Source organism: Bradyrhizobium sp. WSM2793, from assembly GCF_000379585.1.
Taxonomy (GTDB): domain Bacteria; phylum Pseudomonadota; class Alphaproteobacteria; order Rhizobiales; family Xanthobacteraceae; genus Bradyrhizobium.
The window spans coordinates 16575-30575 of sequence record NZ_KB902791.1; the positions used below are offsets into that span (position 1 = coordinate 16575).

The 14001-nt window shown below is 63.2% G+C and carries 11 protein-coding genes; 6 read left to right on the forward strand and 5 right to left on the reverse strand.

Annotated features, from left to right (window positions below; genetic code table 11):
- The first annotated feature begins 83 nt into the window (after positions 1-83).
- The 3 genes from A3AS_RS0123540 to A3AS_RS0123555 all read left to right on the forward strand — a co-directional run bounded on the left by A3AS_RS0123540 (position 84) and on the right by A3AS_RS0123555 (position 4550).
- Entirely contained in the window at positions 84-371 is a 288-nt protein-coding gene (locus A3AS_RS0123540; protein WP_018320016.1) for a hypothetical protein, read from the forward strand.
- 60 nt (positions 372-431) lie between these two features.
- Positions 432-2690: a DNA topoisomerase IV subunit A gene (gene parC / locus A3AS_RS0123545; protein ID WP_018320017.1), complete on the forward strand. Its 2259-nt coding sequence runs from the start codon at positions 432-434 to the stop codon at positions 2688-2690.
- Between the two features lie 315 nt (positions 2691-3005).
- Complete coding sequence (locus tag A3AS_RS0123555) at positions 3006-4550, forward strand: GMC family oxidoreductase (protein WP_018320019.1); 1545 nt, start codon at positions 3006-3008, stop codon at positions 4548-4550.
- Between the two features lie 1801 nt (positions 4551-6351).
- Here the strand turns inward: A3AS_RS0123555 and A3AS_RS43765 are convergent.
- Positions 6352-6666 (reverse strand): RidA family protein, encoded by a 315-nt coding sequence (locus A3AS_RS43765; RefSeq protein WP_018320020.1) that lies wholly within the window; start codon positions 6664-6666, stop codon positions 6352-6354.
- 402 nt (positions 6667-7068) lie between these two features.
- Between A3AS_RS43765 and A3AS_RS0123565 the strand changes: the two genes are divergently transcribed.
- The gene (locus A3AS_RS0123565; RefSeq protein ID WP_018320021.1) at positions 7069-8046 is read left to right on the forward strand and encodes an ABC transporter substrate-binding protein; all 978 of its coding nucleotides are present in this window, start codon (positions 7069-7071) and stop codon (positions 8044-8046) included.
- 144 nt (positions 8047-8190) lie between these two features.
- On the opposite strand, the gene A3AS_RS47535 is transcribed toward A3AS_RS0123565, so the two are convergent.
- The 4 genes from A3AS_RS47535 to A3AS_RS0123575 form a co-directional block, all read right to left on the reverse strand.
- Positions 8191-8478, reverse strand: a complete 288-nt coding sequence (locus tag A3AS_RS47535) for a hypothetical protein (protein ID WP_157644363.1) — start codon at positions 8476-8478, stop codon at positions 8191-8193.
- A 368-nt stretch (positions 8479-8846) separates the two neighbouring features.
- The gene (locus A3AS_RS45455) at positions 8847-9224 is read right to left on the reverse strand and encodes a PRC-barrel domain-containing protein (RefSeq protein ID WP_018320022.1); all 378 of its coding nucleotides are present in this window, start codon (positions 9222-9224) and stop codon (positions 8847-8849) included.
- 489 nt (positions 9225-9713) lie between these two features.
- The gene (gene chrA, locus A3AS_RS0123570) at positions 9714-11099 is read right to left on the reverse strand and encodes a chromate efflux transporter (protein WP_018320023.1); all 1386 of its coding nucleotides are present in this window, start codon (positions 11097-11099) and stop codon (positions 9714-9716) included.
- On the reverse strand, positions 11099-11917 hold the full coding sequence (locus A3AS_RS0123575) for a chromate resistance protein ChrB domain-containing protein (protein WP_026202293.1): 819 nt from the start codon (positions 11915-11917) through the stop codon (positions 11099-11101). The genes chrA and A3AS_RS0123575 overlap by 1 nt, the downstream gene beginning before the upstream one ends.
- 197 nt (positions 11918-12114) lie before the next feature.
- On the opposite strand from A3AS_RS0123575, the gene dmeF reads away from it, so the two are divergent.
- Positions 12115-13089, forward strand: coding sequence for a CDF family Co(II)/Ni(II) efflux transporter DmeF (gene dmeF, locus A3AS_RS0123580; RefSeq protein WP_018320025.1), 975 nt, complete (start codon positions 12115-12117; stop codon positions 13087-13089).
- An 81-nt stretch (positions 13090-13170) separates the two neighbouring features.
- Entirely contained in the window at positions 13171-14001 is an 831-nt protein-coding gene (locus A3AS_RS0123585) for an N-acyl homoserine lactonase family protein (protein WP_018320026.1), read from the forward strand.

Below are 14001 nucleotides of genomic sequence, written 5' to 3' on the forward strand. Positions count from 1 at the left end.
TTGCCTGCGAGTATGGGTTCCGGGGGAACGAAGTAGGGCTGGTTGAGTTCGCTTCCTCAGGTTCCATAGCGGGGACAGCCTAAATGTTGATCAGAGGATTCGCCTTATCCGCGGCGCTGCTCACGTTTGCGCCTGATGCAATGGCCGGCGAGCCGCAACCCGGCGTGTTTCGCCGGGCGTCCTGCACGGTCGTCCGGTATTATGTGGCGAAATATTCTGCTGCGGCCGCAGAGACATGGGCGCGGTCGAAGGGAGCGACGGAGGCCGAAATCGAGGCCGCCCGGCGGTGCCTGACCAACGTGCCGGCGCCTGCCCAAACGCCTGGTGGGACCCAGACCCAGACCGTGACAGCCGGCTGGGCGGGGCATTAGGCGCCCACTGGGAACCAATCCATCCTTGCCCGATTCGCTTCCACGGTTTAACCGGGCGGCATGGGAAAACGAATCGTTCCGCCGGAAGAACCGGCCGAAATTCACGAGGTGCCGCTGCGTGAAGCGCTCGAGGAGCGTTATCTCGCCTATGCGCTCTCCACCATCATGCACCGCGCGCTGCCCGACGCGCGCGACGGCCTGAAGCCGGTTCACCGGCGCATCCTCTACGGCATGCGCCTGCTCAGGCTCGACCCCGGCACGGCATTCAAGAAATCCGCCAAAATCGTCGGCGACGTGATGGGCTCGTTCCATCCGCACGGCGACCAGGCGATCTACGACGCCATGGTGCGCCTCGCGCAGGACTTCTCCTCGCGCTACCCGCTGGTCGACGGCCAGGGCAATTTCGGCAATATCGACGGCGATAATCCCGCCGCCTACCGCTACACCGAAGCGCGCATGACCGACGTCGCGCGGCTTCTGCTCGACGGCATCGACGAGGACGGCGTCGAGTTCCGCGCCAATTACGACGGCCAGTCGAAGGAGCCGGTCGTGCTGCCCGGCGGCTTCCCGAACCTGCTCGCCAACGGTGCGCAGGGCATCGCGGTCGGCATGGCGACCTCGATCCCGCCGCACAACGCGGCCGAGCTTTGCGAAGCCGCGCTGCATCTGATCGAGAAGCCCGACGCCAAGTCCAAGGCGCTGATGCGGTGGGTCAAGGGCCCGGATTTCCCGACCGGTGGCATCTGCGTCGATTCCAAGCAGGCCATCGCCGAGGCCTACACCACCGGCCGCGGCTCGTTCCGCGTTCGCGCGCGGTGGGAGCAGGAGGAGGGCGCACGAGGCGCTTGGGTCGTCGTCGTCACCGAGATTCCCTTCCTGGTGCAGAAGTCGCGGCTGATCGAGAAGGTCGCCGAGCTGCTCGACCAGAAGAAGCTGCCGCTGGTCGGCGACATCAGGGACGAGTCGGCCGAAGACGTCCGCATCGTGATCGAGCCGAAATCGAAGAACGTCGATCCCGCGCTGATGATGGAATCGCTGTTCCGTCTCACCGAGCTCGAAAACAAGATTCCGCTGAACCTCAACGTGCTGATCAAGGGCCGCGTGCCCAAGGTGGTGGGTCTTGCGGAGTGCCTGCGCGAATGGCTCGACCATCTGCGCGACGTCCTGATCCGCCGCAGCAACTACCGCAAGGCGCAGATCGAGCACCGGCTGGAAGTCCTCGGCGGCTTCCTGATCGCCTATCTGAACATCGACAAGGTCATCAAGATCATCCGCACCGAGGATGAGCCGAAGCCGGCCTTGATGAAGGAGTTCAAGCTCACCGAGGTGCAGGCCGAAGCCATCCTCAACATGCGCCTGCGCTCCTTGCGCAAGCTCGAGGAGATGGAGATCCGCACCGAGGACAAGAACCTCCGTGCCGAGCTCAAGGGCATCAACGCAGTGCTCGCTTCGGAAGCCGAGCAGTGGAAGAAGGTCGGCGAGCAGGTCGGCAAGGTCCGCGACATGTTCGGACCGAAGACGCCGCTCGGCAAGCGCCGCACCACCTTTGCCGATGCGCCCGAGCACGATCTCGCCGCGATCGAGGAGGCCTTCGTCGAACGCGAGCCGGTGACGGTCGTCGTCTCCGACAAGGGCTGGATCCGCACCATGAAGGGCCATGTCGAGGATCTCTCGGGCCTTGCCTTCAAGCAGGACGACAAGCTCGGCTTCGCCTTCTTCGCCGAGACGACCTCGAAGCTGCTGCTGTTCGCCACCAACGGCAAATTCTACTCTCTCGACGTCGCCAAGCTTCCGGGCGGCCGCGGCCACGGCGAGCCGATCCGCCTGTTCATCGACCTCGAGCAGGAGGCCGCGCCGGTCGCGCTGTTCGTCAACAAGGGTGGGCGCAAATTCCTGGTCGCGAGCCACGAGGGCCAGGGCTTTGTCGTCAACGAGGACGATTGCGTCGGCACCACCAAGAAGGGCAAGCAGGTCCTCAACGTCGACATGCCGAACGAGGCGCGCACGGTCACCGAGGTGATCGGCGACACCGTTGCGGTCATCGGCGAGAACCGCAAGATGCTGATCTTCCCGCTCGACCAGGTGCCGGAGATGGCCCGCGGCCGCGGCGTCCGCCTGCAGAAGTACAAGGACGGCGGTCTCTCCGACGTTGCCGTGTTCGAGGCCAAGGCGGGTCTGACCTGGAAGGACTCCGCGGGCCGCGAATTCTCGGCGACCATGAAGGAGCTCAGCGAGTGGCAAGGCACCCGCGCCGACGCCGGCCGCCTGCCGCCGAAGGGTTTCCCGAAGTCGAACAAGTTCGGCAAGGTGATCGGGTAGGGCTCGTGTCCCGGACGCGCTGCAGCGTGCAACGCTGCTGCGCAGAGCTGGGATCCACGCCACACGGATTGCTCGGAGACATGGGCCCCGGCTCTGCAGCGCACCGCTGAAGTAGCGCTGCGCTGCGTCCGGGGCACAGGCGTGTGTGTTGCGCACATCTCTTTTCACACCGTCATTGCGGAAAGATTCTGGATTGCTTCGCTGCGCTCGCAATGACGGGCTGCGACGGCGCCGCTCTCCAATTCGCATTCCACCACTCCGCGCGGTCTGATACCGTTCGCCAGCTGGTGTTCTGGAATGTCGAGAAATAGCGCGATGTACGATGTCATTGTTGTCGGCGGCGGCTCCGCTGGCGCGGCTGTTGCGGCGCGGCTGTCCGAGGATCCCGCCCGGCGCGTCCTGCTGCTGGAGGCGGGGCGCGACTGGCGCGCCGATGAGGCGCCCTGGGAGGTGCGGACGCCGAACCCGATCCCGATCATCCACAAGCGCGAGTACCAGGAGAAATGGCAGTGGCCAGATCTCTTGTCGCGCCGCGTCGCCGGGCAGGAGCCGCGCTTCTACTGGCGCGGCAAGGGGCTCGGCGGCTCCTCGATGATGAACGGCCAGATCGCGATCCGCGGCGTTGCCGATGCGTTCGACGAATGGGCCGCCCATGGCTGCACCGGCTGGTCGGCCAGCGAGGTGATGCCGCTCTTCTCGGTGATCGAGGACGATTTTGAATTCGGCGCCGCCGAAGGCCATGGCCGCGGCGGACCGCTGCCGGTCTATCGCGCGCCGCCCGAGACCTGGGGCGCGATCGATCGGGGCTTGCGCGATGCCGCGCTCGCCAGCGGCTATCCCTGGTGCGCCGACCTCAACGGCCCCGACGGCGAGGGCGTTGCCTGCTATCCCATCAACAGCCGCGATGGTCGCCGCATCAGCACCAATGAGGGTTATCTCGAGCCGGCGCGAGGCCGCGCCAATCTGGAAATCCGCGGCCATGCACTGGTTGATCGCGTCCTGATCAGCGACGGCCGCGCCACCGGTGTCCGTGTCCATATCGAAGGGCAGGGCACTCATGAGATCAGTGCGCGGCAGATCGTGCTTTGCGCCGGCGCGATCCACAGTCCGGCGATCCTGCTGCGCTCGGGCATTGGCCCTGCCGAGGAATTGAAGGCGATGGGAATTGGCGTCGCGCGCGACCTGCCGGTCGGCCGCCACTACTTTGATCATCCGCTGTTTCGCACGACGATTCAGCTTCGTGAGGAGCTGCGTCCCACCGACCCCGACACCCGTCACACCAATTGCTGCGTGACCTATTCCTCGGGCCTCGCCGAGGGCGGCAAGCGCGACATGATCCTGATCGCCTTCAATCATCGCGGCATCGGCAATCCCGGGGCGATCGGCGCGGGCCTGTTCAACGCCTATTCGCGTGGCACGCTGAAGCTGGCCTCGACCGATCCGGCGATCGATCCCGTCGTCGAGGAGAACATGCTCGCCGATCCCCGCGACATGCTGCGCATGATGGATGCGGTGAGGCGGCTCGCCGTGATCACGTCGCAGCCGGCGCTGGCAGGCATCGCGGACTGGATCCGGCTCGCCGACACCGACCTGACGCTGCCGCAGGCGGCAGCGCTGCCGGATCATGAGCTCGATGCAGTGCTGCGCCGTGAGACCGGCGACATCCAGCACGCCGCCGGCAGTTGTCGCATGACCGGCGCTGGCGACCCCGACGGCGTGGTCAATCCTGATGGCAGCGTGAAAGGCATCGCGGGCTTGCGCGTCGCCGACGCCTCGATCATGCCGTCCGACTGCCGCGCCAACACGCATTTCACCACGGTAGTGATCGGCGAAGCGATCGCGCGGATGATGATGCGGTAGTTTCTGCCGCGCCAGATTCCACTTATTCCGTCATCCTGAGGTGCGAGTGGCGCGATGCAAGAGCATCGCGCCGAGAGCCTCGAAGGATGAACGGCCGAGATGTTTCGATATCTTGGCAGCGCCAGCCGGGCCGTCGCCCTTCGAGGGCCGCTGAAGAAGCGGCCACCTCAGGGTGACGGTGATGGATGGGAACGCGCCGCTTGTTTCGCTACGCTCGCAACGACCGAGCAAGTGGCGGGACCTTGCTCACCAGTTCACAGATCGACCGCACTTCCCTATCTCTCGAGGTCGCGAATGCACAATCCACGATCTTGAGATTGTCGACGACACGATCTCTGGTTACGAGAGTCGAGTTTCGCGAGCGCCAGGGAGCCGCAGAACCTGTTGCGCGTTTCGCACCAGACTAGGTCTGGATCGCTGCTACACCATTGTTCATCAGCGGCGTATAACCGCCGCAAGCACTTCACGTGCGGTGAGCACGCTTCAATACCCATTTGCCTACGATGCAAGATTCCAGTTGCGCAGTGCTTTATTTTGGTTGTGAGGGTCCCACTCATGACAAGGCACCTTTCGAAGCGCATTGTGACCGATGTGCTTGTCGTCGCCCTATCTTTGGTGACCATCACGATTGCAGCGACATCGTTGGGCAAGTCCGTTGTTGCTGGGATTGCCGCTTCTATTCCGGGTCCATTTCATCTTGCGTCGGAAAGGATGCTTGCCGGTGCGGGGCCGAGCAAGCCGAAACTCGCTCGCGCGCAGACAGGTTGTCGGCTTCGATCTGCGCCTTTCCAATGGAACGCGGACGAGCTTTTCGCGCCGCCCGCCGCTCCCACACGATGAATTGCCATCCCGATTGAGCGGGTGGCAAGAAGGAAGCGGCCCGTGTCGGCAGCACGCAGGCATGCGGCGAGTGCCCTCGGCCATGTCGAAGATCTTGGCTGGCTGTGAGGTAGCTTACAGCCTTCGCTCTTGGTGCGGGATAGGTTTGAGAGGCTCTAAAACTCTGACGGAGGCATCAAGCAGGCGCACCATCGCCTTCTCGCGGCGCGTCTCGCCCGAGTCTTGCTCCAGGTGCCGCCCTCGACAAAGACAAGGGCGCAGGGAAGGCCGGGCGCCGGCTGGCACCCGTAAGTCCGTGCGCCAGAAGAGATGCACACGGGGTGGACTACAGGTCTCGCCGGATCGCCCGGCCTTCCCTGCGCGAATGGTTTTAACGGTGTCCTTCGTGCTCTCCTCGGGGAGCGTTGCACTATTGCCCCCGTCGCCTTGCGGATAATCGATGCGCGTGCCGGTCGGCCACACATCACCGCCAAGGCTTGACGCCAGAACCCCGGGCGCCGGGACCACACGACTTCTCCGTCCGCGCACGTCCTCGCTGGGAATCCGAGGGGTGGCGTGTGCTCGCCCCCGAAGCCATACGAAGACGCTGTCGGCGCCGTGTCGTTTGCGCGAAGCCATTGCTCACGGTGTCCCGCCCTGCAATGCCCGCTCGCGCCCGACGCCGTCGCGTCCATCGCTACCCAGCCCGCGGTTCGTGACGATCGCGATCCGCCCCTTGTCTCGGGTCAGGGTGAGCAGTGTGTACGACAAATCCGAATTTCGGTAAAATGGAATATTTTGCGAGGTAGGGCTTGACAGGCGGCTTGGTCAAACTGACCGGGCTGTTTTGCCCGACGGGCGCGCTGCGACGAGCTTTTCCTTGAGGACGGGTGCTCGTGAATGACAGCTTCCAAGAGCAAGACGGAAGTCGCCCAGCTTGGTCATCATCGACGGCTTATGACCCATTGCTGCCGTCAGCCATCTACTTGCGCGCAAGAAAAACGTTAGAGGGTTCGACCTCGATCAGGAAAGCGTCGTTGGCGAGGCTCGGCACCCCGATCCAGGTTGCGCAGGGCGGGTTCTCGCCGAACGCCGCCCTGAGAGCGGTGGTGATCGCTCCACTTTCATGCATGTGACTTAGCTTGATGTAGAGTCGGAGTGAGCCGACGTCATCGAGCGTCGCGCCAACCGATGCCAATGCGACAGCCAGGTTTTCTAGGCTCTTTTCAAGTTGACGCCCGATGTCACCGGCACCGACGATGTTTCGATCGGCATCCCAAGCGACCTGGCCGGACACATTTACCACGTCACCGAACGGCGTCCGAATGACTGTAACCTGAGCAAAACCATACGGCCGGCTATCAAAGAGTCCCGCAGCAACATGGACGGACGGGTCATTGGGGCTCCTTGTTTTTTGCCGCGGTCAACGGCGCAACTACGACGAATAGAACATACGAAGGCGACAAGCGACACTTCGTCTGCTGGCTCGACTGAGAAATCCTCACGGCCGAATCGATGTCTGCCATCTGCGGCAGTGCAGACCAGATTTGCTTTCAGCGAGACTTTCGGCCTTTGACCTGTAGCCGTCTTGCACGATGCCCCGTAATTGCGACGCAGCAATTGCCGCCTCAGCAGGTGCGACGACCATCGATGCGTGATACGCTGCGTCACCTCGTCCTCAAGCTGCGATGAGGATCGAATGAAGCGGCGGGAGTTCATAGCGGGTACTGCGGCGCTGCTGGTTTCGCCGAGACGTTCGTGGGCGCAGGGTAGACGCCATCGACTTGGCTTCCTTGCTATAGGTGATGGGAGCGGGCGGGCCCTCAATCAAGCCGAGCTTGCGTTATTTGATGGGCTGCAAAAGCAGGGCTGGATCGATGGAAGAAACCTGATTGTCGAGTATCGTTTTTCCCAACCCCCAGACCGACTGCCAGCTTCAGTTGCCGACCTGATTGCTCTCAGTCCCGATGTGCTCGTCGCTGCGGCGCCGCGGGCAACCACAGCCCTGAAATCCGCAACTGCCACCATCCCAATCGTATTCGTGGCAGTGTTCGATCCCGTGGGGCTTGGCCTCGTGCAAAGCCTATCGCGTCCAGGCGGCAATATAACGGGTCTCGCGACCTCCGCAGGGGTAACAATCGGAAAGCAAATCGAAATCCTCCGCGAACTAGTGCCCGGCGCTTCGAAAATCGCGCTCTTAGTCAATCCGGGCAATCCGATGCACAGGCTGATATTAGTCGAGGAGGTTCCTCCCACAGCCCGGAACCTGGGCGTGGCTCTGCCGATAGTGGAGGCGACCTCGGCTGAGCAGCTCGATACCGCCTTTGCCTCGGCCGCCGCCCAGCGCCCCGATGCAATGATCGTTCTTGGCGACCCTCTGACTGTGGTCCAGGGCCCCCGAATTGTTGCGCTCGCAGCGAAGCATCGTTTGCCCGCTATTCATCTCTCACGAGAATTCGCGAATGGCGGATTGGTCGTTTATGGCCCCGATATAGCCGATCTGTTCCGCCGTGCAGGCGGTTACGTCAATAAGATCCTCAAAGGCACGAAGCCTTCCGATCTGCCGGTCGAGCAGCCGACCAAATTCCAGCTAGTGATCAACATGAAGACTGCCAAAGCGCTCGGCGTCACCGTGCCGACCTCGTTGCTCCTTCGCGCGGATGAAGTGATTGAATAGAGTTTGCTGCGCTGCATGAGTCCGGATATGGCCCTTAGCAGCTGATGGCTCGAACCCGTGTCAGTTCGGCTTTCAGAGGCAATCCCGACGGCAATCCAGGATGGCGTTTATTGCTGCTTTTGGCCCGTTGCGTCCCACCAGCATCTAGCCTGCGGGCGGGTGCAGTTTATGCCATTTTTCACGCGCGGTTTCCGCTGATCCGCCGCGCCGTACTTCATCTTCTCTAAAATCTTTCCAATACCGATAGGTGCAAAACAGCCCGTACAGCCAAAGGAAAACGAGCACCAGAACAAGCGGACCAATCAAGCCTTTCGCGAACTCGGTTGGATCGAGAATCTTCAGCAAGAAAATCAAGGCGAGACATAGGGCTCCAGCAACCGCAAAGACTCGCGCTCGTAACCGCCAAACTCGGACTTCCTCTGAAACAGTCATCCCTCTTCCTTAGGCGTACGTACGCTCTCGCGCCGAGCCGGTAGGGCGAAAGCTAGGAGGCTCATTGGGGAGACCGAAAGCAACCAGCCTACCATTCCAAATGGCACTCGTGACCCGAACGGGACATCGGGGGGCCCACAGTGCGGCTGGCAAGGCAGCGCCAATGGATCAGGAACAGGCCAGAGCTTCGCTCGACAATGCGGCAGCGAACGTCATCCAAGCTTGAGACCTCGCCGCCATTGGCGACCGGATTGGGGTTCCTAACCTTGGGACGAAATCAAAAGCTGCCAGATCTGATCCGACCGCGTGGGGGCCGGCCGATCAGTTCAGCTGGCACTCACGATCGGATTTCGCTGATCTAGTCGGCGTTATAGGCCACCTCGCCCTTCCCAGTAGGTGGGCGTCCCGTAATACCGGTGGGTTCGGGTTTCCCAATTTCGATCTTCCCAGGAGTCATCGCTAAACTCAGGCGCGTCCCTCAGCTGTTGCTCCGTGATATTGGTTCGGAAGCCTTCAAGTGACGTATCATACGTCAGAGCGCCCCAGGGAATGGGGTAATGGCTGTGACCCAAGCCGACAAATCCGCCGAAGCTCATAACGGCATAAGCCACGCGACCTGACACCTTGTCGATAATTAGGTGATCAATCTCACCGATATTCTTTCCATCTGCTCCATACACCTCGGTTCCTTGAATGTCTTCGCTTGAGATGCAGTGATGATCCGGATGGGCTGTTGCGCGGGCCATGACTTTTTCTCCTTCATGGGGTAGGTGGTTTGTCGGCTTAACTCTGCCGCTCCGAGGGTGTTCCTGCGTTAGGCGTAACGGTCGTAGCGCCGATGACCAGCCTAGCGACGCTGACATGGACTTTAAGAGCTCAAACAGAGGGACGACGATGAGGCGCAGATCTCGCGACGACCGGCCGGGTCGCTTCGCGCCGCTTTGCGACGCAATATTTCGTAGCAAAGCGAATAGAAATCCTCCGGGAATTGGTGCCCGGGGCCTCGCAAATCGCGATCCTGGTCAATCCCGACAACCCGATGCATAAGCTGTTGGTAGCCGATGAGGTGCCCAGTACGGCGCGCAACCTCGGCGTGGCTCTACCGATAGTTCAGGCGACCACGGCCGAGTGCGATGCGCGAGTCTCTTGCTGGCCCAAAGCCGCCATGCAGCCGCGTCGGCTTCGATGTCGCCTTCCAACAGCAAACCGGACCAACGAACCGACGAGTACGTGCCTCAAATCACCCCCGCCAGCCTTAGCGCCACGCCCGCCGCGCAGCTGCCCGCCAGCACCGTCAGCATGCCCAGCTTGAGCCGGAAGATCGCCGTTGCTGCTGCGATCGCCAGCAGCAGCGCCGGCACATCGACGCTTCTCAGCACCGGCATATCGAAGTTCAGCGGAAACGCATGCACCGGCACGGTCTCGCGGAGCAGCGTGTGGAGCGCGAACCAGATCGAGAGGTTGAGGATCACGCCGACGACGGCGGCGGTGATCGCACTGAGCGCGCCGGCGAGGCCGGTGTTGCCGCGCAGGCGCTCGATATAGGGAGCGCCGACGAAGATCCAGAGGAAGCACGGCGTGAAGGTGACCCAGGTCGCGAGCAATCCGCCGAGCGTCGCCGCGAGCATCGGCGACAGGCCGCTCGGGTCGCGATAGGCCGCCATGAAGCCCACGAACTGGAGCACCATGATCAGCGGGCCCGGCGTGGTTTCGGCCATGCCGAGGCCGTCGAGCATCTCGTGCGGCTTCAGCCAGTGATAGTGCTCGACGGCCTGCTGGGCGACATAGGCCAGCACCGCATAGGCGCCGCCGAAGGTGACCAGCGACATTTTCGAGAAGAACAGCGCGATCTGGCTGAAGACGTTGCCTTGCCCGAGCACCAGGAGCAGTGCGATGACAGGCACCAGCCAGAGCGCCAGCCACAGTGCGCCGACGCGGATCGCGCGCGCGATGTTGGGTTTGACGTGGTCGGGCACGGCTTCGCCGAGCATGCTGTCGATCGCGGCGCCGCTAGCGCCATGGCCGTGACCGGCCGGCGCGAATTCGGCGCGGCCGCTTCGCGCGCCGGCATAACCGATAAGGCCTGCCGCGATGATGATGATCGGGAAGGGCACTGCGAAGAAGAAGATCGCGACGAAGGCCGCAGCGGCGAGTGCGATCATGATGCGGTTCTTCAGCGCGCGCTTGCCGACGCGTACCACGGCCTCGATGACGATGGCGAGCACGGCGGCCTTGAGCCCGAAGAACAGCGCCTCGACGAAGCTGACGTTGCCGAAAGCCGCGTAGATGTAGCTGAGGCCCATGATGGCGATGATGCCGGGCAGGATGAACAGCCCCCCCGCCATCAGCCCGCCGGCAGTGCGATGCATCAGCCAGCCGACATAGGTGGCGAGCTGCTGCGCCTCAGGTCCCGGCAACAGCATGCAGTAATTCAGCGCATGCAGGAAACGGCCTTCGGAGATCCATTTCTTCTCCTCGACCAGGATGCGGTGCATCACCGCGATCTGGCCCGCGGGCCCGCCGAAGCTCAGGCAGGCGACGCGAAGCCAGACGCGGAACGCTTCGCTGAAGCTGATGCCGTGACCGGCATCAGCTCCTGCTTGAACATTCCGCGTGTCCATTACGCCTTCACCTTGTTGGTCGGCCAGTTGTGGGTCTCGGTGGTGGCGTCGCGGCACCAGCGGTAGAAGGCATCGTAGAGCGTCATGCCGGCCTCGAGCTGCGCGAGGTCGTCGTCATACATCCGCGACAGCCCGAGCGAGGCCGCGAGCAGGCCGGGCGCCTCCGGGGCGAGGTCGGGCCGCGCGGTGTCGGCGCCGCGCACCAGCGTGGCCAGCCGCAGCAAAGGCGGCGTCGCAATGCCGAACTCCTCGATCATCACGTCGAAGGTGCAGAGCTCGCCGCGGTGACTCCAGAACACGTTCTCGATGTCGAAGGGGGCAGCATTGAATCGCTCGCCGACGGCGACCACCTCGGACGGCGCCACATACAGGAACACCGCATTGGGATCGACGAAGCGGCGGATCAGCCAGGGGCAGGCGATGCGGTCGACCTTCGGCCGCGCCCGCGTGACCCAGACGGTGCGCCCCTTGGCATCGCGCGGCGGCAGCTTGCGGGCGTCGACCAGCGGCAGCTTGGCCGCCTTCCAGCCCTCGAAGCCGCCCTCGAGAGTCTCGGCCTCCACGCCGAGCTGGCGGAGCCAGGCCGCCGTGCCCTGCGCGAGCTTCTCGCCGCGGAAGCACGAGACGACAGCCCGGCGGCCGGCGAAGTCGCCGCCCCAGTCGGTCACATTCTCGTGGCTGAGCTTGATAGAGCCGGGGATCAGCCGCCGGTCGGCGGCAAAATCCTCTTCAGTCCGCACGTCGATCAGGACAGGCGTGTTCGCCGTGCCGATCAACCGTGCCAATTTGTCAGACGATATGGTCGTGAATGTAGACATGATGCGTCCTCGCAAGAACCGAACGGGACGCGATGCTTGGGCGTGTCGCCTCGTGGGGAGATCGCTCAAATCCCCATGGCGCAGATTACATCGAAACTAAGAAGCACTGTCAATCCGCGGGACGATTGGACCTTCGAAAAGTGCTGCCCGCCGGTCTATACTGAACCCCAGCAGACCTGAATCCCCTGGAGAATTCGATGCATTCCCATTCCATCGAACAATGGACCCATGACCACGCCTTTCTGGGCCAGAAGCACGACGAGAACGAGCGGCGCACCTGGTTCGTGGTCGTCCTGACGCTGGTCATGATGGTCGGTGAGATCGTCGCCGGCTCGCTGTTCGGCTCGATGGCGCTGCTCGCCGACGGCTGGCACATGGGCACGCATGCGGCGGCGCTCGGCATCGCCGCTTTCGCCTATCGTTTCGCGCGGCGGCATCTGGGCAATGCGCATTTCACCTTCGGCACCGGCAAGTTCGGCGATCTCGCCGCCTTCGCCAGCGCGATCATTTTGGGATTGATCGCGGTCGAGATCGCCTATGAGAGCGTGCTGCGGCTGATCAATCCGGTGCCGATCGTGTATGGCGAGGCGATCGCGGTGGCCGTCCTCGGACTGTGCGTCAACCTCGCCAGCGCGTGGCTGCTGCAAGGCAGCCACGATCATCACCATCACGGTCATGATCACGGCCACAGCCATGCGCATGATGCCCACGGGGATCACGACCATGATCATCACGGCCATCACCACCATCACGACAACAACCTTCGCGCGGCCTATGTCCATGTCATGGCCGATGCCGCGACCTCGGTGCTGGCGATCGCAGCTCTTGCCGTCGCCATGTATTCGGGCTGGGTCTGGGCCGATCCGGCGGTCGGCCTGATCGGCAGCGTGGTGATCGCGGCCTGGGCGTTCGGCCTGATCAAGTCGTCAGGCGCGGTGCTGCTCGACGTACGCGCCGATGAGAAGCTGGAGCGGGTGATCCGGGCGCGCATGGAGGTCGGCGACGACCGCGTCACTGATCTGCATCTGTGGCAGGTCGGTCCCGGCCATTGCGCCGTGCTGCTCTCGGTGGTGTCCGACAAGCCGAAGCAGCCGGCCGTCTACAAGCGGCGGCTCGCCGGGCTGAAGGGCCTCAGTCACGTCACGGTGGAGGTCGAGACCTGCCTGCATTGACGTGAACCACGCGAGCGGAATTCTGCGATGCGGCCGGGGTTGATCCTCGGTCGCAGCCCGCATGGCTGTATCGGAGGAACAATGATGCCCAGGATCACGTTCGCCGTCGCCCTCGCTGCGCTCGCTCTGTCCGGCCCCGCGGCGCTGGCGCAATCGGAAAAGGCCGGCGTCGAGAAGCTCTATGTGCTCAACTGCGGCGAGGGCACCGCAGGTGATATCTCGCGCTGGACGCCCGGCCTGAACGAAGGCAAGTCGATGGACTTCGTCGACACCTGCTACCTCGTCAAGCACAGCAAGGGCTGGTTCCTGTGGGACACTGGCATCGCCGATTCCGTCGCGAGCATGCCGAATGGTCTCGTGCCCGCCGATCCCAAGGCTACCACCTGGCGCCGGCCGAAGACGCTTGCCGCCCAGCTCGAACAGCTTGGGCTGAAGCCCGATGACGTCAAGGCGATGGCGGTCTCGCACACGCATCCCGACCACACCGGCAATGTCGAGCTGTTCCCGCAGGCCACGCTCTACGTGCAGAAGGCCGAATATGATTGGCCCGGCGCCAACAACGAGCCGCGCTTCAAGCCATCGCACCCGGTCGAGCTGCTCAACGGCGACAAGGACGTCTTCGGCGATGGCAGCGTGACCATCCTGTCGACGCCCGGCCACACGCCCGGGCACCAGTCGCTGCTGGTGAAACTGCCGAAGACCGGCGCGGTGGTGCTGTCGGGCGACGCCGTCCATTTTAGGGATAATTGGGAGAACCGCCGCGTGCCCAGCATGAACGTCGACAAGGACCAGACCGCGGCCTCGATGCAGAAGATCGCTGACACCCTGGCCAAGGAGAAGGCGCAGCTCTGGATCAACCACGACAAGGCCCAGCGCGACAGCCAGAAGCTGGCGCCGGAGTTTTACGACTAA

Coding starts and splice junctions, on each gene's coding strand:
- A3AS_RS0123540 (WP_018320016.1), top strand. CDS start 84: ATGTTGATCAGAGGATTCGCCTTATCCGCGGCGCTGCTCACGTTTGCG.
- parC (WP_018320017.1), top strand. CDS start 432: ATGGGAAAACGAATCGTTCCGCCGGAAGAACCGGCCGAAATTCACGAG.
- A3AS_RS0123555 (WP_018320019.1), top strand. CDS start 3,006: ATGTACGATGTCATTGTTGTCGGCGGCGGCTCCGCTGGCGCGGCTGTT.
- A3AS_RS0123565 (WP_018320021.1), top strand. CDS start 7,069: ATGAAGCGGCGGGAGTTCATAGCGGGTACTGCGGCGCTGCTGGTTTCG.
- A3AS_RS47535 (WP_157644363.1), bottom strand. CDS start 8,478: ATGACTGTTTCAGAGGAAGTCCGAGTTTGGCGGTTACGAGCGCGAGTC.
- A3AS_RS45455 (WP_018320022.1), bottom strand. CDS start 9,224: ATGGCCCGCGCAACAGCCCATCCGGATCATCACTGCATCTCAAGCGAA.
- chrA (WP_018320023.1), bottom strand. CDS start 11,099: ATGGACACGCGGAATGTTCAAGCAGGAGCTGATGCCGGTCACGGCATC.
- A3AS_RS0123575 (WP_026202293.1), bottom strand. CDS start 11,917: ATGTCTACATTCACGACCATATCGTCTGACAAATTGGCACGGTTGATC.
- dmeF (WP_018320025.1), top strand. CDS start 12,115: ATGCATTCCCATTCCATCGAACAATGGACCCATGACCACGCCTTTCTG.
- A3AS_RS0123585 (WP_018320026.1), top strand. CDS start 13,171: ATGATGCCCAGGATCACGTTCGCCGTCGCCCTCGCTGCGCTCGCTCTG.